Raw genomic sequence first — 24,264 nt, forward strand, 5'->3', positions numbered from 1 at the left:
CATGAGCCGGTCTATAGAGAAAGGAACGGTCGCGTATTTCTCGTTTGATGCACTCAGCATCCACGGGGCCGTGATTAAACAAGGCGTGTTCAAGCGCAGCGCCTCCGTCCAATTGGCGAAAGGCGCCTATACAGGGGGACGCATCGAAGACGAGAACGCATTCGGTCTCGCCTTCGATGAACTGTGCCGTAAACTGAAAGTACGAAAAGGGATGGTCTGTGCCGTCGATATGGCCGAGACCGAGGTGTTGTCCCGTAAAGTCGAGATTCCATCGACGATCCCGAAAGATGAGATCCGGGGTTATCTGTTCATGGAAATCGGTAGCTCGATCATCTTGCCGTTCGACGACGTCGCCTTCGACTACGAGGTGCTCGGCGAGACGGAGACGAAGACCGAGGTCATGCTCCACGCCGTCTCGGTCGATTTGACAAAAGCCATCCGCGCTTACATGAAAAAACGCGGGTTCCAATTGAAGAAAATCGTTCCACGCCCGGTCGCGATCGCGAACGGCGTGAGCCGACTCGAGACGCTCGACCCGCTCAAATCGACGCTCCTCTGGCACGTGACGCCGTTCGCGCACCAGTTGCTCGTGCTTGAGGAAGGGCAGGTCCGCTTTATCCGCGCCATCGAGACGGACCTCTCGTATCGCGCCGAGACGACGGACGGACTTGTCACATATACATATAGTGGCTCGAAGGAGACGCTCGCGAACCAGACGGACGAGTGGCTGAACGAACTGGCCCGCTTCCTCGACTTCTATCGCTACTCGCTCCGGACGGACGGTCGTCCGATTGACGAGTTGCTCGTCTCGGGGACGGTCCCGAACCTTGACGATCTCGTCCAGACGATTGAAAGTGAGGCGATGGTGCCGGTCAAACGGATCGCCGACCCGCTTCCACTGTCTCACGCGACGCCATTGTCGCATCAGATGTTGCCGCTCCTCGGGATGGCGACGCTCGACAAAGAGCACGACGCCAACTTCATCAACTCGACCGATGTGACGCTCCGCTGGCCAATCATCGCGAGCCTGCTCGCACTCTTGATCGGCGGCGGGGCGACCGGTTACTTGTTCTATGAAGTGAACGAGTTAAAGCGGAACGAGGCCCAGGTCGAGGAGCAGTTGCAGCTCGTCCGCATCTATCAGACCGAGCAAGTGAACTCGAAAGGTCAGCAAGTCCTATCGCTCGACCAGACGGTGACTGCGCTCACAGCTGAAGAACGATGGGCCGTGCCAGCGCTCCGGGCGTTGACCGAGCAATTGCCGCCGACGGGCTACGTATTGACGTATAACTACGCCGACGGTTCGCTCATGAGCGTGCGTACTCAGTTCGAGACGCTCGCCGATTTGACTGCGTTCCAACGCTCGCTCTTGAACGACCCACGGTTTGAGAACGTCAAACTGCTCGGCGTGACGACCGAGACGAAAGCGGAGACCGAGCAGGATGAGACGGACACCGATGAGCCGCTCAGTCCGAGCGTGCTCGATTCGACGAACGAACCGCTCCCACGCTACATCGGCGAGTTCACTTTCACGTTCATCGATGCCGAACCGGAGACGCCGGAAGGGGAGACCCCAGATGGTGAGACACCGGACGGCGAGACGGAAGAGACGACCGATGAGGAGGTGGTGAGCGAATGAAACGCTCGACGATTTATTTGATTTTTACAATCTGTTTGTTCGCGGCCATCGCCGTACCGTCTTATTTCGGCTACCAATACTTCATCCACCAAGGCAACGTCAAGTCACTCGAGCGGGAACTGTCGCTCGAGCAGACGAAGCTCGAACTGTTGCGCCAAGAAGGGGAAGTCGTCGACGTCGCCGACTCGCAGCGCCTCCAGACGCGTGTCCCGACCGAGGCAGCCCTCGACACGGTCGTCGAGACGTTATCGCAGGCGAGCCAACTGTCTGACGTGCGCGTCACGAGCATCGCTTTCGACGACGGTGTCATCGCCGAATCGGAAGTGCCGGAAGACATCGACGAGCCGGAACCGAACGATGTGAGCGCGACGGCTGAACCGGCCGAACCGGTCGAAATCACGCCGGTCAACGCCTCGTCAATCCGCTCGACGGTGTCGCTTCAAGCCGACACGTACGAGTCGCTCGTCCTGTTCCTCGAGTCGGTCGAATCGATGAACCGGATTCACATCTTGCGCACGGTCCAATTCACTGGACCGACGGAGACGGGGCCGAACACGACCGAGACGGCCCAGCCGCTCGACTTCACGGTCGAACTCGATGCGTTCTATCGTCCGGACCTCGATCAACTCACAGACGATCGTTACGTACCGGCGCAGACGTTCACCCCGAAAGACATCCCGGTGTACGACTATACGACGCCATGATGCAAACGTCCCTTCAAAAAGAAGGGGCGTTTTTTTGAGGCGTCTTGGATTGTAAACGCCTGCCCGTTTGCCTACAATCGACAGTGAAGTGTGATACGGAAAAGAAGCCCGTTACGCACATATGGAAGGAGTCGTTACAATGAAACCAACACAGAAACGTGTCATCCTCGCCTCGATGTCGCCACGGCGGACTGAGCTGTTGAGCCAGGCCGGCATCACGCATGAGGTCATCCCATCGAACGTCATCGAAGGGACGAACGGTCGGGAACATCCGGACGAGTACGTCGGACGCCTCGCTCGCGAGAAAGCGATGGACGTCGCCCGTGACAACCGTGACGCCATCGTCATCGGCTCGGATACGGTCGTCGTCTTAGACGGGACGATCTTAGAGAAACCGAAAGACCGGGACGACGCGCGAGATATGCTACGGCGCTTATCGGGGGCGACCCACGAAGTGCTCACCGGCGTCAGCATCATCGGGCCCGAGCGGCAAGACTTGTTCGTCACGACGACGCACGTCACGTTCATCGACATCCCGAACGCTTGGCTCGACGGCTACCTCGATTCGACGGAGCCGTACGATAAAGCTGGCGCCTATGGCATCCAAGGGTCGGGCGGTCTGTTCGTCGAACGGCTCGAAGGGGACTTTTATAATGTCGTCGGTCTGCCGATTCGTCCGCTCGTCGAGACGCTCGAGCGACACGGGGTAGCGCCGCGCTTTCTGTGAATGAAGCGAAAGTTGGTGAAGGAATGACCATGGTGCTCGACCGAAGTGTTGAATCCGCGATCGCCCGGCTGCTCCAAATCGGGGGCAGGGGCGGCGACCCGCATGAGACGGCCCGACGGCTGTCCGATGTGTATCCGACGCTCCGGGCGCTGTCGCAAGCGTCCGTGAGCGACCTCTGTCAAATCGAGGGTATGACGAAGAAGAAAGCCGAGCAGTTGCTCGCGGCGTTCGCGATCGGTCTCCGATATGTCGAGGAACCGAAAGTGGAGACGCCGACGATCCGTTCGCCGCAGGACGCCTATGAACTGCTCTGTGATGAGCTCCGGCTGTTGAATCAAGAGCATTTCATCTGCCTGTATTTGAACACGAAGAATCAGCTCATTGCTCGGAAGACGTTGTTCGTCGGCGGGCTCAATTCGTCCATCGTCCATCCGCGCGATGTGTTCCGCGAAGCGCTCAAACTGTCGGCCGCTTGTTTCATCGCCGTCCATAACCATCCGAGCGGGGACGCGACCCCGAGCCGGGAAGACATCGAGGTGTCGGAGCGGCTCGTCGAGGCCGGTCATATCGTCGGCATCGCTTGTCTCGACCACGTCATCATCGGGGAGGACCATTACGTCAGTATGAAGCAGCGCGGGTATATGAATGGCTGAGGAAGGGGAGGTAGGCATAAAAATGTCTACTTCTTGTTGATTGAATGGTTTTAATTCATTTCTTGCTTTTTCTAGAGACTCATAAAGCTTTCCTTGCTCATGATTTCTTCATGGGTGCTTTCATACACCTCATCATTACATTGCATTGCTCCGTAAAACACTGGTTATGCCAATGTGCCATTTATAATCTCTGCGCGGTTTATACGAAATGTTCTGCGTATACATTGATAGTTGGCGGAAGCTATAACCTTCTTTAACCTTACGCACCATGAGTTTTACTGCCTCAATCTCGTCTGGATTTACTTCCAGGCGTTTTTGATTGTTCTTACTGAAACCGTAAAGAGCGGGAGCGGACCATGCGCCTTGTCTTGCTTTTTCAATCTGACCGAGCTGTACACGTTCACCTAAGTTGGTAGATTCCCATTCAGCTATTGCAGCTACAAATGAGAGCAAAAGAACTATCTTTGATTACTCCAGAGCAAAGTAGTTATTTCTGGAGAGTGATGAATCAGAAAAAATACAGGCAGATAGAACCTCTTGACGATATAATCCCTATTGCTACTCCTGTAAAGTTTAAGAGTATTCTCCAAGTACTAGATTGTAATTTGTTATTGACGATTGAGGAGCTTGTTTCAAACTTTTATGCTTCTGATTCCAAGTCTTTGCATGCTCTTACTGGAATCGAGAGTGAATTTTTCAAAGTGAATCTGAAATCAAAAACTACAGCAGCCGTGTCTGACATTCAATCACTTAGGAAGCTCAAGTCAATGTAGTAAAAACCATCTTAACTGAATTTCCCCATAAAGTTGGACCTGAAAATCCGGCTTTTATGGAGTAGTTCATCCGGGTGGTTTTTGTTTGCACTTATTTAGTTATTCAATATCAATAGCAAAATAGTTCGTTAGGCTGGAGTAATTATTTTGTAAGTATCTAAAGCCCGATAAAAAGTATTAAGAGGTTGAAAAAAAATGGTAATTCACAATAATATTTAAACATAAGTTACCTTTTTGTGGGTAATTTAAATAGAGGTACAGGGGGAAATGAAGTGAAGAAGTTAATCGGGATTTTTTGTGCTATGATGCTAATGATAGGAACCTTAGTTCCATTCCAAAAAGCATCTGCAGAAAGTGGCACAGAAGGAAGTTTAGAAGAAACCGTTCAAGTGGTACTCTATTCAGACGACACCAAAGTAATTATGTCTGAAGTTCCAAAAGAGCACGTAGTAGAGTACCAAGCTAAGCTCGAAGATCCAGCATTTAGAAATTCAGAAATCCAAAAAAGTGTAGGTCCAGAAGAAAATCTAACTGCTCCTACAAAGTTAGCTGCTTCTTTATCAAAGTCTAGCATTTCACCAATGGCCGTGGTTCAACCACCATCCGGCGGTACATCTGGTTATGTAAGATATTTTCGTAAGGCTGAAGTGATAAGAGTAATTGATTCGATTGACAATAAGTTTGATTGGCCATTTTATATCTCTAATCCTTTATCAGATAGTGCTGCAATTTATGCAATTACACGTATTGCTGGTATGTCGAACTTCACGGGTATTGCCGCGACTGTGACTGCTTGGACTGCATCTGATTTGATGAATCGTCAAACTTCGTGGTGGAAAGATTCAGCTATTATGATACTTAAAGGTACTATTACTGGAGTAAAGTTAACAGTTAAACCAAATACGACATCTAATTATCCAGCGGCATACATTACACTTGTAAGATATTGATCTTTAAAAAGTTTAGTAAGTCTTTGGTTTATTAGGAGGAAATAAAGTGTCTAAAAAAACTAAGATTAACCTAATAGGGTGGCTATTTCTTATATTCCTTGGAATTAGCAAAGCATTTTTTGACGAACAGCTTTCAATAATTACTACAGGTCTTGGTGGTTTGATTTGTATTATTATCGCCGCATCCATGATTTTTTATGGTGGCAATAAGAAGCCTAAGGCTGTGGATAATTGAATAACAAAAAGAAACTCATCAGATGCGATGAGTTTCTTTTTGTTTGAGTATATTATTCAACACTAATCGTCCAGTTGCCATCGGCCGTAATATTGAAGAAGTAAACTCCTGCATCATCGACGCGTTGGACCTGCGAGCCCTCATATGCACCAATTTCGTTTGCAAGACGTACATTGCCGTTAGCCTAGACTGAGCTGCAAAGTTAGATTGGCAATCATGAGTGAAGCTGAGTGTTTGAGCACCGTCTTATAATCCATGAATAAAATGGAAGCAAAATGAATAGAGAGTATCCAAAAGTCATTAATAGTATTTATATCTAGTCTAAATGCCTGTATTTGAACACGAAGATTCAGCTCATCGCCCGGAAGACGTTGTTCGTCGGCGGGCTCAATTCGTCCATCGTCCATACGCGCGATGTGTTCCGCGAAGCGCTCAAACTATCGGCCGCTTGTTTCATCGCCGTCCATAACCATCCGAGCGGGGACGCGACACCGAGCCGGGAAGACATCGACGTGTCCGAGCGTTTAGTCGAAGCGGGCAATATCGTCGGTATCGCCTGCCTCGACCATTTCATCATCGGGGAGGACCATTACGTCAGTATGAAGCAGCAGGGCTACATGAACGGTTGAAACTGGAATTTATTTTCCAAACGAGACATCAGTTTGCTATACTGGCATACGAGGTGTTTACATTGGAAAAATTGATTTGGTTATTGATGCTTGTCGTCGCACTCGTCGCAAGTTTTGTCCGGCTCGACCCACGCGTACTATCACTTCTCGTATTCGCGTTGTTCGTCTTCATCAGTGTGGTACTGTTTCGACGGTTCCAACGAGAAGATCATTGGCTAGACCGCCTGTCCCCGCTTGTCGGTGTCGGCATTGGGATTGGTGCTTGTATCGCGTATGCGGCTCTATTTGTCGCCTGGTTCAATTCCTCGCTCGACCTTCAAGTGTGGCGAGTCATTCCGCAACTCGTCTTCATGTATGCCGGAATTTACGTGTTCGTCGTGACGACGTCGAGCTTTATGGCGGGGGCGACCCGACAAAAACCGTCGCGGTTCTTTCGCCCGGTATTGATCTTCGCGGTATTCTTTTACGCGGCCATGCTATTGCTCCCGCTCCAACCGGGCCTCTAAGTATGTTTCGAACGTAGCAGGCGCATCCACGCCTGCTTTTTTGTGTTGGGAGGAGTCATCAAACATAGTGTCGAACACCGAGAGTATGCGTTTACATACGACTAACTGAGAGGGAATGTGATCAGACATGAGTGAGGAAACCATCTACCAAGAACAGAATTTGAAATTGATATTGACGGACATCAAGGACGGGACGGTTCGGTTGCACGACTTGGACGAGGAGCGGGTGATCCAATCGATGCTCCATCACATCGGCTCGACGGACCCTGAACTTCGAGATCAGTTGATTTACACGGTGTTTTATCGATTCATCATCGAAGACGAACAACTGACGAACGAACAGTTGACGGAGATGTTCCAAACGACGCTCAAATACCACTTGTTTTACGGCATCGGGGAGACGGCATCGGATACCGTCTTCACACGGGCGTTCTCGACGCTGTTGATCGCCTTGCTCGTGTATCAAGACCGGCAACGAGGATTTTTATCCGAGACGGACATCGACATGTTGAAGGCGAAGCTCCTGGCGTATCTCGATTGTGAAATCGACACGAGAGGCTATGTACCTGGGAAAGGCTGGGCCCATTCGATCGCCCATGTGGCCGATGCCTTCGACGAGCTCGCTTTGCATCCGCACCTCGATGAGACGGAATACGGGGATATGCTCGCGGCGCTATGGAACAAGGTGATGATTCCGAGCGTCTATGTGCATGACGAGGACGAGCGCCTGCTGAATCCCATCTTCGCCTTGCTCGGGCGCGGGATGGACGAACATGAGCTGATCGTCCTGTTAGAAGATTTGCCTGCCCGATTGCGCGCGCAAAAACAGCAACTCGAGCCCGAGTACTATTGGCACGTCGTCCATAACGTGAAAACGTTTCTGAAGAGCTTTTTCGTGAAATTGGCGGACGTGAATCGCCCGAAGCTTCAAGCCGCCGTCTCCGAGACGTTGCAGCAGATTTGACGAGAACCCGGAACAATCTAGGCAGGCGCTTACACGCGCTTGCTTTTTGATTTGCGTTTTTGTCGAAAAGAAGGCACACTAATATACGGTGAGACAGGACTGAGATGAACGTTATTGTAAATAACCTGTAATCGAATGAACGTTTTCAAACATGATTTTTCCGTTATAATAAAAAATAGTGTAACCAAGAGAGGAGCAGCACGTATGTTTCGTAGTTTTAACCGAGAAATCGGAATCGACCTTGGAACGGCAAATACGCTCGTTTATGTAAAAGGTCAAGGCATCGTTGTTCGTGAACCGTCGGTAGTGGCGTTCCGTACAGATACAGGTAGAATTGAGGCCGTGGGTAACCAGGCCAAGGATATGATTGGACGTACGCCGGGTAACGTCACGGCACGCCGTCCGATGAAAGATGGGGTAATCGCCGATTTCGAAACGACAGCGACGATGATCAAATACTTCATGGAGCAAGCTCAGAAGTCGAAGAGCGGTTTGTTCTCATCGAAAACGAACGTCATGATTTGTGTGCCAAGCGGCATCACGTCAGTCGAAAAACGTGCCGTCGAAGACGCAGCCAAGCAAGCGGGCGCACGTGAAGCGTACACAATCGAAGAACCGTTCGCGGCAGCAATCGGCGCCGGTCTCCCGGTTTGGGAACCGACAGGCTCGATGGTCGTTGATATCGGTGGCGGTACGACCGAAGTCGCAGTGATCTCACTCGGCGGCATCGTGACGAGCCAATCGATTCGTGTCGGCGGTGACGAAATGGATGACGCCATTATTCGTTACATCAAAAACAAATACAACCTCATGATCGGGGAGCGGACGTCAGAGACGCTCAAGATGGAAGTCGGTTCGGCTCGCATCGACGCTTCGAACGAGAATGAGAAAATGGAAATCCGTGGTCGCGACCTCGTGACAGGTCTTCCAAAACAAATCGAAGTCTCGGCTTCTGAAGTGTGCGAAGCACTCTCGGATACGGTCGAAGCGATTCTCGCGGGCGTGAAACAAACGCTCGAGCAGACGCCGCCGGAACTTGCTGCTGACGTCATGGACCGCGGCATCGTCCTCACAGGCGGTGGAGCCCTACTTAAAAACTTGGATGACGTCATCTCGGACGAGACACACATCCCGACACTCGTCGCGGATGAGCCGCTCGATTGCGTCGCCATCGGGACAGGAAAATCTCTTGAAATGATGGACGTCCTCCGTTCAAAATCAGGCATCTCGTCGCGTCGATGAGTGGTGACACACGATGAGCCGGTTCGTACGCAATAAAAAGCTCATCATCACGCTGATCGGTATCATCTTATTCGTTGTGATTTTAGGGGTTTCGATTCGAGGACGGTCGGAATCCGCCTGGTACCAAGACGTCACGCGTGATGTGGTCGGAACGTTCCAACGGGTGTTCACGGTGCCGATCGGCTGGATGGACAGTACCGTGTCCTCGATTTCGAACGTACGCGATATTTATGAAGAGAACCGTCAATTGAAACAACATTTGACGAAATACGCGGAAGTGTCGGTCGAGGCCGATGACCTGCGCCGTGAGAACGAAGAATTGCGGCAAATGGTCGAGGCGTCCGACACGTCGCTCCGTGACTTTGACTTGATTCCCGCCGAAGTGATCGGGCGTACGCCGAACGACTGGCAGCGCTACGTAACGGTCAACGTCGGGGAAGAGCGCGGTGTCGAGAAAGGCATGGCCGTCACGGCCGCCGGCGGTATGGTCGGTCGCGTCATCCAGACGAGCGCCTATACGTCGCAAGTGCAACTCCTCTCTGACAACAACCGGACGAACAACGTCTCGGCCGTCGTCAAGGACGCAGACGGCAAAGCGACGTACGGGACGATCGACGGCTTCGACAGCGAGACGAACGAGCTCTTCTTCACGAAGGTCTCGAACAGCGTCAAGTTGAAAGAAGGCGAGATCGTGTCGACGTCAGGTCTCGGTGGGCGCTATCCGGCCGGTCTTGTCATCGGTACGGTCGAGTCAATCGAAACCGACGAATACGGCGTGTCTCAAGTCGCCCGCATCAAACCTGAGGCGGACTTCAACGAGTTCTCGCAAATGTTTGTCATCGATCGAACGCTAGACGAACCGTTCTTGACGGGTCCCGAGGAAGGAGGAGCAGCGGGTGAGTAACATGAAAGTGTTCATCGCCCTGTTCCTCCTCTTTCTTATTGAAGGGACATGGGCCGCCATCTTCTCATGGCACTATGTGACGCCGTTCTTGTATTTGACGCTGATCGGCTTGATGTACGTCAGTTTGTATGGCCGCTGGGAGTCGGCGCTCGGATTCGGTCTCGTCTTCGGGCTATTGTATGATATCGTCTACACCGACTTGCTCGGAATTTACTTATTTACTTTTTCACTCATTCCTCTCTTAGTCAGCTTCGTGTTAAAATATATAGGTGAGAACTTCTTCTCGGTCGTCATCACGTTCACATTCATGATCCTCGTGTTTTCTTTCGGGATTTTCAGTGTCATGACGGCGGTCGGTGGGACGACCATGACCATTCAAACACTATTAGTTGAACAGATTCCAGGGACGCTCGCCGTCAACGCTGTCGCCATCGCACTGTTATACGTGCCGATGACACGATACGTGGCGCCGCGGCCTGTAGCGAAAAGAGGGTAGCCATGATGGAGCGTAAACGACATATTACGATAAAAGGACATCGCAACGGTATTGCAATCCACTTCAATCCACGGAGTGGCATCGATGAGGTGCTCGGAGAGCTTGAGGCCACGTTACAAGAAATGGAGCCGCCCTCTGGGAAGATTGCACTCAAATTGCACGCGGGTACTCGTTACATCGACGAGGAGCTGTCACGTCAAATTCGTGAAGTCGTCGCTCGTCATGGCGTTTTTTATATCGAGGAGCTGTCGAGCGAGGTCATGTTGACCGAAGAGGCGAAAGCGACCTACGGCAAAAAGACGTTCCACTACCATAGCGGGACGATTCGAAGCGGGCAAATGCTCGATTTCGATGGCTCGGTGCTCATTATCGGAGACATCAACCCGGGGTCCGAGGTTCGGGCAACGGGCAGCATATATTGTTTAGGGACGATACGAGGAAATGTGCGTGCCGGTGTCGAAGGATGGGAGGAAGCGGTCATCACCGCCAGTCTGCTCCATCCGAAGTTTTTAGCGATCGGTGAACATGTGCTCGCGTCGGACGACGACGAAGAGCTTCCGGAGATCGAGATGGGATGCGCGTATCAGACGAATCAGGGCATTGAAATGACGCGTCTTCGTCAAGTCATGACTGGGCTGAAAGACGCATATGCAATGGAATTACAGAGAGGGTGAGTTTGATGGAGCAAGTAGTAGAGCCTGTACATACAGCTAAAGAAGTGAAGAAAGGTCGGGCCATCGTCGTGACGTCGGGGAAAGGTGGCGTCGGGAAGACGACCACGACCGCGAACCTCGGGACGGGCCTCGCATTGTCTGGCCACTCGGTCTGTCTCGTCGATACGGATATCGGTCTACGGAACTTGGATATCATCTTAGGACTCGACAACCGGAGCATTTATAACCTCGTTGACGTCATCAACGGGCAGTGCAAGCTGCATCAGGCGCTCGTCCGTGACAAGCGGTTCGAAGAGATGTATCTCTTGCCTGCGGCCCAGTCGAAAGACAAGACATCGGTCCAACCGGAGCAAGTGAAAGAGATCATCGACCAGTTGAAGACCGAATACGACTTCGTGTTGATCGACTGCCCGGCCGGTATCGAGCAAGGTTTCATGAACGCCATCGCCGGCGCCGACGAGGCTGTCGTCGTGACGACGCCTGAGAAGGCTGCCGTTCAAGACGCGGACCGCATCATCGGCATGCTCGAGCAAGCGGAACACGTCGCGGCACCGAAACTGATCGTCAACCGCGTCAAGAACCACCTCGTCGAATCAGGCGACATGCTCGACATCGATGACATCATGCGTATCTTGTCGATCGACTTGCTCGGCGTCGTCGTCGACGATGAAGAAGTCATCGCCGCTGCGAACCGCGGAGTGCCGGTCACGATGAACCCGGACAATAACGCCGGACAAGCGTACCGCAACATCACGCGCCGCATTCTCGGCGAGTCGGTGCCGCTCATGTCGATTCAAACCGAACAAAAACCGGTCGGCTTCTGGACGCGGCTCATGATGAAGTTTGGAATGAAAAAAGCCTAAGGCAACGAAAGTTGCCTTTTTGTGTCGAAAGGAGAGATACGTGTGCGATTGATCTATGAACGGACCCCGTCCATCGAACGGGCCATGCTCGTCGATGGGGAACGTCTCCTCGAGGTCGAGGAACGCTTCATCGACCAACTGTCGGTCGGGACGATTCTCGAGGCCGCAATCGAACGGATTCACCCGTCGCTCGGCGCCGCGTTTTTGACGACCGGCGAGACGACGTTCTTCCTGCCGATTGCCGAGACGCTCAAAGCGCTCGAGGCGTATCCGAACGTGCCAGGCATCGGCCAGGCGGCCGTCGTCGGTGACAAACGCCTCGTCCAAGTGACGAAAGAAGGCATCAATGGCAAACATCATAAAGTGACGGAGAACATCCGCTTCGGCGGACGCTACATCGTCTACTTCCCATACGGTCGGCGTAAGCTGTATAGCCGGAAGCTCGACCTCGTCACCCAGGACCGGTTATCGAAAGTGTTCGAGCTCGAAGAAGCGGAAGGTGTCTTGTTTCGGACGGAGTCAGGGCAAGCTAGCCCGGACGTCCTTCAAGAAGAACTTGCCTTGCTTCGGCGTCGAGCCGCGGACGTCGTGACGGCACGACGCGGGCAGGATGAGCTGCTGTGTGAACAGTTCGTGCGCCGCCATGCGGTCGAGTCGGTCATGTTGAACGACAAGGAAGCACAAGAGCGGTTATCACGGCTCGAGGTCAACGTCGAACGCCATGTCGGCAAAGGTCGGATGAAAGAAGCGGCCCGGCTCGACGGGGCGATTGAAAAGCTCGGACAGCGCGTCGTCTGGCTTGAAGGTGGTTCTTACGTCTTGGTCGAACAAGTTGAGACGATGACCGTCATCGACGTCAACAGCGGCAAGAACGTCGCCGTCAAAGACAAGGGACGGGCGGCCGACACAATCAACGAGGCCGCGCTCTACGCGGTCATGGAGCAGCTCCGGCTGCGCAATATCGGCGGCATGGTCGTCATCGACTTCTTACGCGGGTCAAAAGACGGGCAGGCCCGGCTCTTGAAAAAGATGAAAGAGCTGGGCGCCCGTGATCCACGCCGCGTCGAAGTGTACGGTTTCACGCGTATGGGCTTGTTCGAGCTGTCCCGGGAACGCACGGGACGTTCGATTCAAGACCGGATGACGCACGACGGGAAACCGTCGAAGCTCGCCGTCTTCTCTCGGATTGAACGTGCTTTGATGGAGCTCGCGCCGGAAGTCGAAGCGGTCGTCTTGACGCTCCCGGGCAAGTGGCACGACGCGTCGTGGGATGGGTTTGCCTGCACGGTCCTCCTCGTCGAGGGAGAACCGGATGTGGCGTTCTACGGGACGCTCGAGGAATGTCAGAATTTCGTATCTCGTCATTGACAACGATGAAACGAGAGTGGTATTATCTATAACGTTAGTTCGTTTGGAAGCACCCAAATGGCTACAACCGCACAGAACGGGTTGAAACGGTTTCGCCCTGCCCTGGATGGCGAGTCTGAGTTTAATAAGGAGGTGCACGTATATGTACGCAATCATCAAAACTGGTGGTAAGCAAATCAAAGTTGAAGCAGGTCAAGAGATCTACATCGAAAAACTCGATGCTGATGTCGAGGGTACTGTAGAATTCGGTGAAGTTCTTTTCGTTGGTGGTGACGATGTTAAAGTCGGAGCTCCACTCGTAGAGGGCGCTAAAGTTGTCGGTACTGTGGTAAAACACGGCCGCGCTAAGAAGATCACTGTCTTCAAAATGAAAGCTAAGAAAAACTACCGTCGTAAGCAAGGTCACCGTCAGCCTTACACGAAAGTTCGCATCGAGAAAATCGAAGCGTAAGCTATGATTCGAGTAACGGTCAGACGAGACGAGACGAAGTCGATTCGTTCCGTCGAAGTGACAGGTCACGCCAACTTTGCCGAACCCGGTTCTGACTTGGTATGTGCCGGCGTTTCTGCCATCATCTTTGGGGCATACAACGCTGTCGAGGTACTCGCCGGTCAGTCGCTTCTTGTAGAAATGGCAGACAAAACAGAGGGTGGCTACTTTTATGTCGAGACGTATCCTGACCTATCACCGGAGGATATGACTCGCACCCAATTGTTATTAGAAGGGATGCTCGTGCAACTAGACACGATCGCCCAGAGTTACGGTGATTATATCCAAATTGAACAATAGGAGGTGGACCTCATGTTACAATTGAACCTTCAGTTCTTCGCATCGAAAAAGGGAGTAGGATCGACTAAAAACGGTCGTGACTCGATTTCGAAACGCCTCGGCGCTAAACGCGCTGACGGACAAACGGTTTCAGCTGGATCGATTCTCTACCGTCAACGCGGTACGAAAATTCACCCAGGTGAAAACGTAGGCCGTGGTGGCGACGACACATTGTTTGCTAAAGTTGACGGCGTAGTACGCTTCGAGCGTCTTGGTCGCGACAAGAAACAAGTGAGCGTTTACCCAGTTGCGTAAGTAGAACCACGCAGAAGACTCTAGCCACTTATTTGGTTAGAGTCTTTTTTACTAGTTTTACCTAGGAGAGGATTGCATGAACTCACAGGCAGCACTGAAACTATTATCGACCGTCCGTCACGAATGGATGAATCGGCTTCAGATGATCTCCTTGTATGCGGCGCTCGAGCCTGAAAAACTCGAGGAGCTGTACGAGTGATATCGTCAGCACGCCGACGAGGAGAGTGCGCTCGTTCGTTTGGATTTGCCGATGACGAGTCTCGTCATCATACAAGCGAATTGGGAAGGACGGTTGACCTACAAGGTATCGGCCGACCGTGTGTCGCTCGACGACGCGCGTGTGGCGGACAAACTTGTCCGTCTTCTGTCAGGAACGGATGGACCGATTCATGTGACGTTCACGGACGGACTGATGGTCCGCGTCTTCGGTCATGTGCCGGACGACGTGTTCACGTCAGACGAAGTGTACGAGCAGACAGTAGAATGTTCTACGTTCGTTATAAAGGAGGGGAATTAAATGTTTGTCGATCAGGTTAATATTTTTGTAAAAGCTGGAGACGGCGGTAAAGGGATGGTCGCGTTCCGCCGCGAGAAGTATGTTCCAGACGGTGGACCAGCAGGAGGAGACGGCGGTCACGGTGGTGACGTCGTATTCGAAGTAGAAGAAGGATTGCGCACGCTCGTAGATTTCCGCTTCTCGAAAAAGTTCATCGCCCATGACGGTGAAAAAGGGATGTCGAAAGGCATGCACGGACGAAAAGCGAAGCCGCTCGTCGTCAAAGTCCCACCAGGTACGATCGTATTTGATGCATCGACCGATACGGTCATCGCCGACCTTACCGAGCACGGCCAACGGGCCACAATCGCCAAAGGTGGCCGCGGTGGCCGCGGGAACTGTCGTTTTGCGACGCCAGCCAACCCGGCACCAGAGATCGCCGAGAACGGGGAGCCAGGTCAAGAGCGCGAATTGCGTCTTGAGTTGAAATTGCTCGCCGACGTCGGTCTTGTCGGATTCCCGTCAGTCGGGAAATCGACGCTCTTGTCGGTCGTCTCGTCGGCACGCCCGAAAATCGGCGCGTATCACTTCACGACGATCACACCGAACCTCGGTGTCGTCAAGACGGCAGACGACCGTGACTTCGTCATGGCCGACCTTCCTGGACTCATCGAAGGGGCGAGCCAAGGCGTCGGCCTCGGTCACCAATTCTTGCGTCACATCGAGCGGACGAAAGTCATCGTCCACATGATCGATATGAGTGGCATGGAAGGGCGCGACCCGTTCGAAGACTACACGACAATCAACCGCGAACTCGAGTCGTATAACTTACGCCTCCTCGAGCGTCCGCAAATCGTTGTCGCCAACAAGATGGACATGCCGGATGCGCCGGAATTATTGGAAGAGTTCCAAAAGAAAATCGGAGACGACGTCAAAGTCTTCCCGATCTCGGCACTCGCCAAAGAAGGACTCCGCAACCTGCTCATCGAAGTAGCTAATCTCGTGGACTCGACACCTGAGTTCCCACTCGAAGAGCTCGAAGAGAAGACGGCCACACCACGTGTCGTTTATCGTTACGAGAAGGAAGAGAAAGGGTATCAGATTCATGTCGATGAATACGAACGCTTCGTGATCACGGGGCCGCGCATCGAGAAGCTCTTCAAGATGACGAACTTCGATCACGACGAGTCGATCAAACGCTTCGCGCGTCAAATGCGTCAAATGGGCGTCGATGACGACCTTCGCAAGTTGGGTGCCGAAGACGGCAGCGTCGTCGCCATCTTGGACTTTGAATTCGAATTTGTCGAATAATCTTTTATTAATGAAATGGAGTGTGAAGTAAACGTGGACCCTGTGCCCTCGTCTAGTTTAATTCTTTATGCAGTTTTAGTTATGTTGTCAGCCTTTTTCTCTTCTGCCGAGACCGCGCTCTCGAGTGTGAACCGCGTCCGGATGATTCGTATGAGTGAAGACGGGGACAAGGGCGCCAAGCGCGTCCTCCACCTCGTCGACCGCTTCGATGACACGCTCTCGACGATCCTTGTCGGGAACAACATCGTCAACATCGGTGCCGCGACGGTATCGACGGCCATCGCCACGAGTATTTATTCGGGTGGGGCCGGACTCGTCATCTCGACGTTCGCGACGACGATTGTCATCTTGATTTTCGGTGAGATTTTACCGAAGTCGCTCGCGAAAGAGTTCGCGGAGAAGTATTCGCTTCTCATCAGCGGCATTTTGTTGTTCCTCGTCAAAGTCTTGAAACCGGTGACGATGATCTTTACCGGGTTGAAGAAGTTGGTGCTCCGCATGATTGGGATGAACGACAAAGAGCCGTCGGTGACGGAAGAAGAGTTGAAAGTGCTCGTCGATATGGGAGAAGAAGAAGGGGTGCTCGGCGAGACCGAAGCGGAACTCGTGCATAGCGCCTTCGCCTTCAACGACATTACCGTCGACGATGTGTTGACGCCGCGGATCGATATCCTCGCCGTCGACATTGACGATACGCTTGAAGAGATCAAAGACACGATCTTTAGCGGTGGACATTCTCGTCTGCCGGTGTATAAAGACTCGATTGACAACGTCATCGGGGTGTTGTCAGAGCGTGATTTCCTTCGTTCGATGATGCGTGATGAAGTGACGGACGTCCGTTCGCTCATTCGTCCGCTCACGTACGTATCGCCGCAGACAAAATTGATTGAGCTGCTTCCTGTACTCCAGCAAAAACAATCGCACATGGCCGTCGTCCTCGACGAATTCGGCGGGACGGCCGGTCTGATCACACTCGAAGATATGCTCGAGGAGCTCGTCGGAGACATTTGGGACGAGCACGACGAATCGATCGTCTATTTGAGACGACTCCGTGACGGCGTCTACGAGTGTATGGCCGACATGGATGTCGATGAGTTCGCTGATGAGATGGGAATTAAAGAACCTGAAGTAGATGCCAACACGATGGGTGGTTGGATCGTCGAACTATTAGGAGACATTCCAGAGAAAGGTGCGCGTGTCACGTACGATGACATGACGTTCACCGTTCTCCACGTCGAAAAGCGTCGGATTCGCAAATTGCTCGTCGAGACGGGTCAATCCGAACCGGTCGAACAAGCGTAAACGAACTGAAGGAGGGGCCGCCAACTGGCGGTCCCTCCTTTTGTTTAGACGGTATGATGGCGCTCGACGCGTTCGAGCAGCTCGTATGGTCGAACTTTATAGATGGCGTGCGGCATATACGTCGGGTCGATCGCATCAACGAGACGCATTTGGAAGTGCTCACGTTTGATGTAGTCGCCGACGTTCGACGCATCGACCTTGAAGAAGCCGACTTCTTGCGTCTCGCCTTCCTGCGGTTGCAGGTCGCCGGAGACGTAGCGGGCACGGAACGTGACGCAGAGCACGCGCGAGGAGACGTTTTGATAAATACCGGTGATGCCTTCGACTTCAATATCGACACCGGTCTCTTCTTTCACTTCACGATGCACGGCGTCGACGATCGATTCATGCTCCTCGACTTGTCCGCCCGGCATCTCATACGTGTCGCTCCGGTGCGTGTTTTGAACGAGCAACACTTCACCGGCCTCGTTCGTGACATAGGCGGTCACGGAGACGATCGTGCGCGGTGGCGTATAGTGACCGGTCGGCATCATGAACTCCTCACTCGATTTGATATATAAATCTTTGCCGAGACGGGCCCGCTTCTTCATCGCCTCGCGGCGCAAGCCGCTCGAACGGTAATCGCGTTCGACTTGCTCGTAGTGCTCGCGGTCGCGGTATTCCCACAGGGCCATGACCTCGCTCTTGTCTTCGGTCACCCAACGACCGACGAGCCGTGCGCCGTGCGATACCTGAATCGGATACAGGTATGTATGGAAAAATTCGGTGAATTCGTCTAAGCGCTCAGGACGGATGGTGTACGTTTTTCGACGATGGAACATGGTAATTCCTCCTTTGAAGGTGGCTGTCTCTATTCCGAGAAAAAAACGCTTTCCTCATAACTCTATATTCGTCATCACGATCCGTTTTCCCTCTATATCAAAAAAAGTCAGCTCGAGCGCATCTGCTCAGGCTGACTTTTTGAATAGGCGCGGATTCGCACGGATATAGCGGATGAGAAAGAACAGCCCGATGCCGATGCCGACGTACGGCAAGAACCCGTGTGTGACTTCACCGATGTGACGCCAATTGTCGCCGAGCATCATCCCGAGTTTGACGAAGATGAACGACCAAACGGCGAAGATGAGGACGGTCACCGTCAAAAACTTCCGGAACGATAACCGCATGACCCCGGCGCTGACGGCGAACAGTTGGCGCCAAATGACGCTCAGACAGACGATCCAAGCGCCGTACGTCTCGAACCAAGTCTCGGCCCGGCGTTGCTTCGCCTCGCTGATGCGGAACGACCGATAGAGGCGAAGGGCGACAGGGCGTCCTCCGTAGCGGCCAATCCCATATAAGACGATTTGACTGATGACGAACGCCGCCCAGGCGAGCAGGAAGACGAACAGGAACGAGGTGTCGAGAGATCCGGTCAGGTAGCCGCCGTAGGCGAGCACGAGCTCGTTCGGGATGAGTTGGATGAAGATGCCGAGCGGGACGCTAAAAACGCCACACCCGAGCAACAGTTGCTCGAGAAAGTGCCACATGACCGTTTCCCCCTTTCCAAATTTTGTACAGGATGCATTCCATCCATCAGTATAACGAACATGAGTCGAAAGCAAAAGAAAAGATGTCACGTATTTGTGACATCTTAGTCGAGCTCGGAGACGAGGACGCCGAGCCGTTCAAGTTCTGAGACGGCGGCATCGATGGCGTCTTCACTATCGGCCTCGAGCGTATGAATGTGGAGACCACCCGTCAAATGCGACAGCGGGGCGGCTTGGTTCGCCTCGACCCGTTCGAGGAAAGCACGGACGTCGCGACGGCTCTTCACCATCAATTGCCCCGTCAATGAACCGTAGACCGGATGGTCGATGATGACGTCGCGAATCGTGACGCCCTCGTCGACGATGGCGTTCATCTCCGCTTCCATGTCCTCGGCCTCGTGGCGACAGACGATTTTACGGGTATAGGCGGACGGTGACGCCTCACCTGGTAGATAGACGTACCCGCGGGCGGTCGCGACGATCTGATGGCCCTTCGCCTTCAAGAGCGACAAGTCTTGGACGACGACTTGTCGGCTGACGGCGACGCGGCGGGCGAGCTCGGAGCCTGTGATCGGCTCGGAACTCTGTTCAATCATTTCCAGTAACGTGCGCCGGCGTTCTTCACCGGCTAAGCGTTTGTTCATAAGATCCAACTCTCCTTGCTAAAGTGACGATGGCTTCGGCGAGTGCCGTCGTGGCCTCGATGGTCGTGTCTTCGCCGAAAGAAATGCGGACGAGTCCGTGACAGGCGCTCGTCTCATAGCCGAGCGACTCGAGCATCCGGTTCGGTCCGTTCTGGCCGGCCCGACAGGCCGACCCTGCCGACACTTGGAACCCGAGCCCGTCGAGTTCGGTCATCCACCATTGCCCGTCCCGCTGTTTCGAGACGAACGAGAAGATGGCGGGGCTCTGCTGGTCGAACTCGAGCCAATCCACGTAAGACGATGTCTTCTCTTTCAAGATAGCACGAAACGCCAAGAAATTTCTTTCATGACGTGTCCGTTGCTCGTGATGGTCGGTGAACGCTTTGACGAAAGCGCAGATGCCGGGCACGTCGATGGTGCCGGGACGGATGCCGTATTGATGGTGTCCCGGATAATAGGGCGGGGGCAACAGCCGTTCCATATAGAGGCCGCCGACGCCTTTCGGCCCCCCGACTTTATGGGCGCTGAACGAATAGGCGTCAATCCCGTCGACGGAGACCGGGATCTTGCCGAGCGCCTGGACGCCGTCGACGTGGAACAACACTTTCTTATATTTCAACTGGCAGAGGATGTTGTGGAGCGGGAGCGTCCATCCGGTGTCCGAGTTGACGTGTTGGAACGTGACGAGCCCGATATCCCGGTCGAGCAGATGCGTGAACGTCTCGTGGTCGAACCGTCCGTCCTTCAGCTTCAAGCGGTGGACGGTGAGCCCTTCGGCTTCCCACTCGTCAAGCAGAAGCGCGACCGAGTCGTGTTCTTGCCACGACGTGATGACTTCACTGCCTTTCATGCGCTTCCGGAGACTCGTGAGGGCGATATAGTTGCTCTCGGAGCCGCTTCCGGTGAAGAGGAGCTTGCCGCGGAGCATGTCGAGCCCGAGCGCCTGCTTCAACAGACGTCGGGATTCGGTCAAGTAATCTTCCGCCATATAGCCGTGCGTGTGGAGGGAAGACGGGTTACCGTATACGCTTCGTGCCATGGCCACGTAATGGTCGAGAGCGGATTTTGTCATCGGGTGCGTCGCCGCATAATCAAAGTAACGGTTCATCGTAAGTTCCCCTTTTCTCATGTTGTCTTCTTCACAAAATTATGCGAAACTAGTTTACAAGTCAACATTACATATGAAAAACAGGTGATATACAGATGTCTTTACAGTTTGAACGGGTCGATGTGTTGATCGTTGGGGCTGGCTTGGCCGCCGTGACGGTGGCACTCCATTTGCCTCATTCATTGAACGTCCTTGTCGTCTCCAAGCACGAAGTGACAAGCGCGAACTCAGATCTGGCCCAAGGCGGGATCGCGAGCTCGTATTTGGAGCCATCGAGTGTCGACCATGAGCGGGATACGCTCGTCGCCTCGAAACTCGCAGCCGTGCCCGACCGTGTCTATACACTCGTCGAAGAAGGACGGAGCGCGATCCGCGATTTGGAGCGCTTCGGTGTCGTCTTCGACCGGGAGGGTGCTGAGTACGCCGTCGGACGTGAAGGGGCGCATGGCATGAATCGAATCTTTCACGTCGGCGGGGACGAGACCGGACGGCACGTGATGGCTACGCTTCGTCGTCAATTGCCGGATAACGTGACCGTCATGGAACACGTATTGATCGATTCGTTGGTGAAGACCGACGACCGCGTGACCGGGGCGACCGGATTCAACGGAAAGACACGTCTTCACGTCCAGGCCGGAGCCGTCGTCTTGGCGACCGGGGGAATCGGTGGACTCATCGATTGGACGTCGAATTGTCGCTCGGTCACGGGGGACGGGCTCGTCTTGGCGGACGAGGTCGGGGCGAGACTCAAGAACTTGTCTCGTATCCAATTCCACCCGACGTTACTCGCGGTCGATTCGCCCCACCTCGTCACGGAAGCGTTAAGAGGAGCAGGCGCGACGCTCGTCGATGCGTCAGGACGTCACGTGATGGCTCACCATCCACTCGGAAGCCTCGCCCCTAGGGACGAGGTCGCTCGGTCACTCACGCGTCATGACGGCACCGTCTACTTGGATACGAGTCGCGTCGAGCGAATTGATGAACGGTTCCCGAAACTCGTCGAGACGTGCCGGATGTATGGGCTCGACGCGACGCGAATCCTAGTGCGGCCCGGGCTACATTTTCATATGGGCGGTGTGGACGTCGACGTAGACGGGCGGACGACCGTCGCTGGGTTATATGCGGTTGGTGAGGTCGCCGATTCGGGCGTCCACGGGAAAAATCGACTGGCGTCAAATTCGTTACTCGAATGCTGGGTGTTCGGGAAGCGGGTGGCGGCAGCGGTGATGGTGGAGGAGAAGCCGTTCACGGTGAACGAGACGACCGTGTATGATGTTTCGGATGATCTGTTCAGCCGCTATCGGCAACAGATTGGGGAATGGTTGACAATCTCGCCTCAGATTGGCGAAATCGTAAGTTTCTTAGAAAATACCCAACAACTGGCACAGACGAAACACGTGTCAAGACAATTAAGTGAACAGACGTTGAGTCTGAAAGCGGCACGCCTGTTGGCCAGTGCCGTCATAAGAACGGAGGATTCAGATGAACAAAATCGCCTTGCGCGAACAGCTGACAGCATTTTTACATGAGGACATCGGGTTTGGGGACGCCTCGAGTGCCTTGATTGACCACCGCGAGACGTCGCTCGCCACGGTCAGTGCCAAGGCAGACGGCGTCTTCTGCGGCATGGACGTGGTCCTCGAGCTGGCGCAGTTGCAACGTCTCGTCGTCGAATCGTGCCAACCGGACGGCACGAACGTCACGGCAGGTGACACGCTCTTTATTTTGCGAGGCAAGACGCGGACGCTCCTTGAGACGGAACGGGTGCTGTTGAACCTCGTCCAGCACTTGAGCGGGATCGCGACGATGACGCGGCGCTGCGTCGAACGGCTCGACGACCCGACGATCGCCGTCACGGACACCCGCAAGACGACGCCCGGGCTTCGTATGCTTGAGAAACATGCCGTCCGTTCGGGTGGTGGGAAGAACCATCGGCTCCGTCTCGACGATGCCATCATGATCAAAGACAACCACATCACGGCCCTTGGCGGGATCACGAACGCGGTCGCACGAGCTCGGATGCTTGCCGGCCACACGACGCCGATTGAAGTCGAGGTCGAGACGCTCGAACAACTGCATGAGGCGATCGCGGCGAACGCCGACATCATCATGTTCGACAACCGGGCGCCCGAAGAACTGAAGGCGTGGCGTGCGCTCGTACCACCACATATTAAAACGGAGGCGTCAGGAGGTATCACTGTCGAGACGATCGCAACGTATCGCGGTACGGGTGTCGACGTCATCTCGATCGGGCAGTTGACGCATTCGGTGACGGCGCTCGATTGCAGTCTAAATCTTGTAGGAGGAATCAAACATGCAATTACTCGGAACGATGCCAGCGCAGTACGCTGAGTTGACGATTGAACAGATGGAACAACGGATTGAAGCCATCAAAGCACGGCTCGGCAGCCGCCTGTTTTTACCGGCCCACCACTATCAAAAAGACGAGGTCGTCCAGTTCGCGGATGCGACCGGAGATTCGCTCCAGCTCGCACGGCTCGCCGAACAGATGAGCGAGGCGGAGTTCATCGTCTTCTGTGGCGTCCACTTCATGGCCGAGACGGCCGACATGCTGACGCGTGACGACCAGCTCGTCATTTTGCCGGACATGCGGGCCGGATGCTCGATGGCGGACATGGCCGATATCGATCAGACGGAGGTCGCTTGGGAAGAGCTGACCGATACGTTCGGTGATGATATCATTCCGATCACGTACGTCAATTCGACGGCGGCGATCAAGGCGTTCGTCGGCAAGAACGGGGGCGCGACGGTCACATCTTCCAATGCCCATGACATCGTCCGTTGGGCACTCGAGGCGGGCGAGCGGATTCTGTTCTTACCGGACCAGCATCTCGGACGGAACACGGCATATGACTTGGGCGTGCCGCTCGAGGCGATGGCCGTCTGGGACCCACTCCGGGAACGACTCGTCTATGAGGGTGACATCGAGGACGTGCGGGTCATTCTGTGGAAAGGGCACTGCTCGGTCCATGAGAAGTTCAACGTCGCCCAAATTGAGGCGTTACGGAAGAACGACCCGGAACGACGCATCATCGTCCATCCCGAGTGCACGTTCGACGTCGTTCAGGCGGCGGACGAGGCCGGGTCGACGTCATATATCATCGAGCAAATCGAAGCGAGCGCGCCGGGGACGAAGTGGGCCGTCGGCACCGAGATGAACTTGGTCAACCGTCTCACGGCGACGCACCCCGAGCTCGATATCATCTCGCTCAATCCGTACATGTGTCCGTGCTTGACGATGAACCGCATCGATTTGCCGCATCTGCTCTGGGCGCTCGAGTCGCTCGAGACCGATCCGGTCAACGTCATCCGTGTCGATCTAGAGACGACGAAGTGGGCGACACTCGCCCTCGAGCGGATGCTCGCGCACTGAGGACAGGCAATCGCCTGTCCTTTTTTCGTGGCGGTGGTTATGGTACAATGAATGCAGTTTTCCCATGAA

29 protein-coding genes, 1 pseudogene and 1 other annotated feature are annotated in these 24,264 nt (G+C 54.0%); of the genes and pseudogenes, 25 read left to right on the top strand and 5 right to left on the bottom strand.

The window, feature by feature from the left end:
- The first annotated feature begins 1 nt into the window (after window position 1).
- The 4 genes from pilM (at window position 2) to radC (ending at window position 3,723) form a co-directional block, all read left to right on the top strand.
- Complete coding sequence (pilM, locus tag KNP64_RS00905) at window positions 2–1,639, top strand: pilus assembly protein PilM (RefSeq protein WP_214791631.1); 1,638 nt, start codon at window positions 2–4, stop codon at window positions 1,637–1,639.
- Entirely contained in the window at window positions 1,636–2,343 is a 708-nt protein-coding gene (locus KNP64_RS00910) for a hypothetical protein (protein WP_214791629.1), read from the top strand. Before pilM ends, KNP64_RS00910 begins: the two co-directional genes overlap by 4 nt.
- Before the next feature lie 139 nt (window positions 2,344–2,482).
- Window positions 2,483–3,070 (top strand): Maf family protein, encoded by a 588-nt coding sequence (locus KNP64_RS00915; protein WP_251126234.1) that lies wholly within the window; start codon window positions 2,483–2,485, stop codon window positions 3,068–3,070.
- 29 nt (window positions 3,071–3,099) lie between these two features.
- Window positions 3,100–3,723 carry a RadC family protein gene (gene radC / locus KNP64_RS00920; protein WP_251126235.1) on the top strand — a complete coding sequence of 208 codons (624 nt, stop codon included), beginning with the start codon at window positions 3,100–3,102 and terminating at the stop codon, window positions 3,721–3,723.
- A 135-nt stretch (window positions 3,724–3,858) separates the two neighbouring features.
- On the opposite strand, the gene KNP64_RS00925 is transcribed toward radC, so the two are convergent.
- Window positions 3,859–4,176, bottom strand: coding sequence for a recombinase family protein (locus KNP64_RS00925; protein WP_029595829.1), 318 nt, complete (start codon window positions 4,174–4,176; stop codon window positions 3,859–3,861).
- A gap of 592 nt (window positions 4,177–4,768) precedes the next feature.
- On the opposite strand from KNP64_RS00925, the gene KNP64_RS00930 reads away from it, so the two are divergent.
- From KNP64_RS00930 to KNP64_RS01010, 18 genes and pseudogenes are all read left to right on the top strand, one after another.
- Entirely contained in the window at window positions 4,769–5,446 is a 678-nt protein-coding gene (locus KNP64_RS00930; RefSeq protein ID WP_029595827.1) for a hypothetical protein, read from the top strand.
- Window positions 5,447–5,492: 46 nt separating this feature from the next.
- Window positions 5,493–5,681 carry a hypothetical protein gene (locus KNP64_RS00935; RefSeq protein WP_029595826.1) on the top strand — a complete coding sequence of 63 codons (189 nt, stop codon included), beginning with the start codon at window positions 5,493–5,495 and terminating at the stop codon, window positions 5,679–5,681.
- Between the two features lie 326 nt (window positions 5,682–6,007).
- Window positions 6,008–6,310 (top strand): annotated as a pseudogene (locus KNP64_RS00940) (JAB domain-containing protein); the annotation flags it as partial.
- A gap of 53 nt (window positions 6,311–6,363) precedes the next feature.
- The gene (locus tag KNP64_RS00945; protein ID WP_353049130.1) at window positions 6,364–6,816 is read left to right on the top strand and encodes a hypothetical protein; all 453 of its coding nucleotides are present in this window, start codon (window positions 6,364–6,366) and stop codon (window positions 6,814–6,816) included.
- A 127-nt stretch (window positions 6,817–6,943) separates the two neighbouring features.
- Window positions 6,944–7,780 carry a DUF2785 domain-containing protein gene (locus KNP64_RS00950; protein ID WP_029595824.1) on the top strand — a complete coding sequence of 279 codons (837 nt, stop codon included), beginning with the start codon at window positions 6,944–6,946 and terminating at the stop codon, window positions 7,778–7,780.
- A gap of 204 nt (window positions 7,781–7,984) precedes the next feature.
- Window positions 7,985–9,022: a rod shape-determining protein gene (locus KNP64_RS00955; protein WP_034776859.1), complete on the top strand. Its 1,038-nt coding sequence runs from the start codon at window positions 7,985–7,987 to the stop codon at window positions 9,020–9,022.
- A gap of 13 nt (window positions 9,023–9,035) precedes the next feature.
- The gene (gene mreC / locus KNP64_RS00960) at window positions 9,036–9,926 is read left to right on the top strand and encodes a rod shape-determining protein MreC (protein WP_034776861.1); all 891 of its coding nucleotides are present in this window, start codon (window positions 9,036–9,038) and stop codon (window positions 9,924–9,926) included.
- A gap of 1 nt (window position 9,927) precedes the next feature.
- The gene (gene mreD, locus KNP64_RS00965) at window positions 9,928–10,422 is read left to right on the top strand and encodes a rod shape-determining protein MreD (protein WP_052090206.1); all 495 of its coding nucleotides are present in this window, start codon (window positions 9,928–9,930) and stop codon (window positions 10,420–10,422) included.
- 5 nt (window positions 10,423–10,427) lie between these two features.
- Window positions 10,428–11,096: a septum site-determining protein MinC gene (locus KNP64_RS00970; RefSeq protein WP_240731247.1), complete on the top strand. Its 669-nt coding sequence runs from the start codon at window positions 10,428–10,430 to the stop codon at window positions 11,094–11,096.
- Between the two features lie 5 nt (window positions 11,097–11,101).
- Window positions 11,102–11,959: a septum site-determining protein MinD gene (minD, locus tag KNP64_RS00975; RefSeq protein WP_051627738.1), complete on the top strand. Its 858-nt coding sequence runs from the start codon at window positions 11,102–11,104 to the stop codon at window positions 11,957–11,959.
- A 42-nt stretch (window positions 11,960–12,001) separates the two neighbouring features.
- Window positions 12,002–13,327 (top strand): ribonuclease E/G, encoded by a 1,326-nt coding sequence (locus tag KNP64_RS00980; RefSeq protein ID WP_138859739.1) that lies wholly within the window; start codon window positions 12,002–12,004, stop codon window positions 13,325–13,327.
- A 55-nt stretch (window positions 13,328–13,382) separates the two neighbouring features.
- Window positions 13,383–13,454: a sequence feature (ribosomal protein L21 leader region), on the top strand.
- A 15-nt stretch (window positions 13,455–13,469) separates the two neighbouring features.
- Entirely contained in the window at window positions 13,470–13,778 is a 309-nt protein-coding gene (gene rplU, locus KNP64_RS00985) for a 50S ribosomal protein L21 (protein ID WP_015881153.1), read from the top strand.
- A 3-nt stretch (window positions 13,779–13,781) separates the two neighbouring features.
- On the top strand, window positions 13,782–14,117 hold the full coding sequence (locus tag KNP64_RS00990) for a ribosomal-processing cysteine protease Prp (protein ID WP_034776866.1): 336 nt from the start codon (window positions 13,782–13,784) through the stop codon (window positions 14,115–14,117).
- A 12-nt stretch (window positions 14,118–14,129) separates the two neighbouring features.
- Window positions 14,130–14,411, top strand: coding sequence for a 50S ribosomal protein L27 (gene rpmA, locus KNP64_RS00995; protein ID WP_016508537.1), 282 nt, complete (start codon window positions 14,130–14,132; stop codon window positions 14,409–14,411).
- 76 nt (window positions 14,412–14,487) lie between these two features.
- A complete protein-coding gene (locus KNP64_RS14795; protein WP_251126237.1) occupies window positions 14,488–14,610 on the top strand; it encodes a Spo0B domain-containing protein in 123 nt (40 codons plus the stop codon).
- A 39-nt stretch (window positions 14,611–14,649) separates the two neighbouring features.
- Window positions 14,650–14,928: a hypothetical protein gene (locus KNP64_RS14800; RefSeq protein WP_251126238.1), complete on the top strand. Its 279-nt coding sequence runs from the start codon at window positions 14,650–14,652 to the stop codon at window positions 14,926–14,928.
- The gene (gene obgE / locus KNP64_RS01005; protein ID WP_034776868.1) at window positions 14,929–16,218 is read left to right on the top strand and encodes a GTPase ObgE; all 1,290 of its coding nucleotides are present in this window, start codon (window positions 14,929–14,931) and stop codon (window positions 16,216–16,218) included.
- 15 nt (window positions 16,219–16,233) lie between these two features.
- Window positions 16,234–17,520 (top strand): hemolysin family protein, encoded by a 1,287-nt coding sequence (locus KNP64_RS01010; RefSeq protein WP_034776869.1) that lies wholly within the window; start codon window positions 16,234–16,236, stop codon window positions 17,518–17,520.
- A 44-nt stretch (window positions 17,521–17,564) separates the two neighbouring features.
- Here the strand turns inward: KNP64_RS01010 and KNP64_RS01015 are convergent, their stop codons facing one another.
- The 4 genes from KNP64_RS01015 to KNP64_RS01030 form a co-directional block, all read right to left on the bottom strand.
- Window positions 17,565–18,341: an NUDIX domain-containing protein gene (locus tag KNP64_RS01015; protein ID WP_034776870.1), complete on the bottom strand. Its 777-nt coding sequence runs from the start codon at window positions 18,339–18,341 to the stop codon at window positions 17,565–17,567.
- Window positions 18,342–18,467: 126 nt separating this feature from the next.
- Window positions 18,468–19,049, bottom strand: coding sequence for a DedA family protein (locus KNP64_RS01020; protein WP_138859737.1), 582 nt, complete (start codon window positions 19,047–19,049; stop codon window positions 18,468–18,470).
- A 104-nt stretch (window positions 19,050–19,153) separates the two neighbouring features.
- Entirely contained in the window at window positions 19,154–19,693 is a 540-nt protein-coding gene (locus KNP64_RS01025; protein WP_034776872.1) for a transcription repressor NadR, read from the bottom strand.
- A complete protein-coding gene (locus tag KNP64_RS01030; protein WP_251126239.1) occupies window positions 19,671–20,801 on the bottom strand; it encodes a cysteine desulfurase family protein in 1,131 nt (376 codons plus the stop codon). The genes KNP64_RS01025 and KNP64_RS01030 overlap by 23 nt, the downstream gene beginning before the upstream one ends.
- Before the next feature lie 95 nt (window positions 20,802–20,896).
- Between KNP64_RS01030 and KNP64_RS01035 the strand changes: the two genes are divergently transcribed.
- Genes KNP64_RS01035 through nadA form a run of 3 tightly spaced genes read left to right on the top strand, consistent with a single transcriptional unit; the run spans window position 20,897 to window position 24,195 of the window.
- The gene (locus KNP64_RS01035) at window positions 20,897–22,330 is read left to right on the top strand and encodes an L-aspartate oxidase (protein ID WP_214791619.1); all 1,434 of its coding nucleotides are present in this window, start codon (window positions 20,897–20,899) and stop codon (window positions 22,328–22,330) included.
- Window positions 22,284–23,153, top strand: a complete 870-nt coding sequence (nadC, locus tag KNP64_RS01040; RefSeq protein ID WP_214791617.1) for a carboxylating nicotinate-nucleotide diphosphorylase — start codon at window positions 22,284–22,286, stop codon at window positions 23,151–23,153. Before KNP64_RS01035 ends, nadC begins: the two co-directional genes overlap by 47 nt.
- Window positions 23,116–24,195, top strand: a complete 1,080-nt coding sequence (nadA, locus tag KNP64_RS01045) for a quinolinate synthase NadA (protein ID WP_214791615.1) — start codon at window positions 23,116–23,118, stop codon at window positions 24,193–24,195. The genes nadC and nadA overlap by 38 nt, the downstream gene beginning before the upstream one ends.
- Window positions 24,196–24,264 lie beyond the last annotated feature (69 nt).

Source organism: Exiguobacterium sp. s64 (assembly GCF_018618035.1).
Lineage (GTDB): Bacteria > Bacillota > Bacilli > Exiguobacteriales > Exiguobacteriaceae > Exiguobacterium > Exiguobacterium mexicanum_A.

What these genes read in the sequence shown, in the direction of transcription:
- pilM (WP_214791631.1), top strand. Translation starts at nt 2, where the DNA reads ATGAGCCGGTCTATAGAGAAAGGAACGGTCGCGTATTTCTCGTTTGAT.
- KNP64_RS00910 (WP_214791629.1), top strand. Translation starts at nt 1,636, where the DNA reads ATGAAACGCTCGACGATTTATTTGATTTTTACAATCTGTTTGTTCGCG.
- KNP64_RS00915 (WP_251126234.1), top strand. Translation starts at nt 2,483, where the DNA reads ATGAAACCAACACAGAAACGTGTCATCCTCGCCTCGATGTCGCCACGG.
- radC (WP_251126235.1), top strand. Translation starts at nt 3,100, where the DNA reads ATGGTGCTCGACCGAAGTGTTGAATCCGCGATCGCCCGGCTGCTCCAA.
- KNP64_RS00950 (WP_029595824.1), top strand. Translation starts at nt 6,944, where the DNA reads ATGAGTGAGGAAACCATCTACCAAGAACAGAATTTGAAATTGATATTG.
- KNP64_RS00955 (WP_034776859.1), top strand. Translation starts at nt 7,985, where the DNA reads ATGTTTCGTAGTTTTAACCGAGAAATCGGAATCGACCTTGGAACGGCA.
- mreC (WP_034776861.1), top strand. Translation starts at nt 9,036, where the DNA reads ATGAGCCGGTTCGTACGCAATAAAAAGCTCATCATCACGCTGATCGGT.
- mreD (WP_052090206.1), top strand. Translation starts at nt 9,928, where the DNA reads ATGAAAGTGTTCATCGCCCTGTTCCTCCTCTTTCTTATTGAAGGGACA.
- KNP64_RS00970 (WP_240731247.1), top strand. Translation starts at nt 10,428, where the DNA reads ATGGAGCGTAAACGACATATTACGATAAAAGGACATCGCAACGGTATT.
- minD (WP_051627738.1), top strand. Translation starts at nt 11,102, where the DNA reads ATGGAGCAAGTAGTAGAGCCTGTACATACAGCTAAAGAAGTGAAGAAA.
- rplU (WP_015881153.1), top strand. Translation starts at nt 13,470, where the DNA reads ATGTACGCAATCATCAAAACTGGTGGTAAGCAAATCAAAGTTGAAGCA.
- KNP64_RS00990 (WP_034776866.1), top strand. Translation starts at nt 13,782, where the DNA reads ATGATTCGAGTAACGGTCAGACGAGACGAGACGAAGTCGATTCGTTCC.
- rpmA (WP_016508537.1), top strand. Translation starts at nt 14,130, where the DNA reads ATGTTACAATTGAACCTTCAGTTCTTCGCATCGAAAAAGGGAGTAGGA.
- KNP64_RS14795 (WP_251126237.1), top strand. Translation starts at nt 14,488, where the DNA reads ATGAACTCACAGGCAGCACTGAAACTATTATCGACCGTCCGTCACGAA.
- obgE (WP_034776868.1), top strand. Translation starts at nt 14,929, where the DNA reads ATGTTTGTCGATCAGGTTAATATTTTTGTAAAAGCTGGAGACGGCGGT.
- KNP64_RS01010 (WP_034776869.1), top strand. Translation starts at nt 16,234, where the DNA reads ATGGAGTGTGAAGTAAACGTGGACCCTGTGCCCTCGTCTAGTTTAATT.
- KNP64_RS01015 (WP_034776870.1), bottom strand. Translation starts at nt 18,341, where the DNA reads ATGTTCCATCGTCGAAAAACGTACACCATCCGTCCTGAGCGCTTAGAC.
- KNP64_RS01020 (WP_138859737.1), bottom strand. Translation starts at nt 19,049, where the DNA reads ATGTGGCACTTTCTCGAGCAACTGTTGCTCGGGTGTGGCGTTTTTAGC.
- KNP64_RS01025 (WP_034776872.1), bottom strand. Translation starts at nt 19,693, where the DNA reads ATGAACAAACGCTTAGCCGGTGAAGAACGCCGGCGCACGTTACTGGAA.
- KNP64_RS01030 (WP_251126239.1), bottom strand. Translation starts at nt 20,801, where the DNA reads ATGAACCGTTACTTTGATTATGCGGCGACGCACCCGATGACAAAATCC.
- KNP64_RS01035 (WP_214791619.1), top strand. Translation starts at nt 20,897, where the DNA reads ATGTCTTTACAGTTTGAACGGGTCGATGTGTTGATCGTTGGGGCTGGC.
- nadC (WP_214791617.1), top strand. Translation starts at nt 22,284, where the DNA reads ATGAACAAAATCGCCTTGCGCGAACAGCTGACAGCATTTTTACATGAG.
- nadA (WP_214791615.1), top strand. Translation starts at nt 23,116, where the DNA reads ATGCAATTACTCGGAACGATGCCAGCGCAGTACGCTGAGTTGACGATT.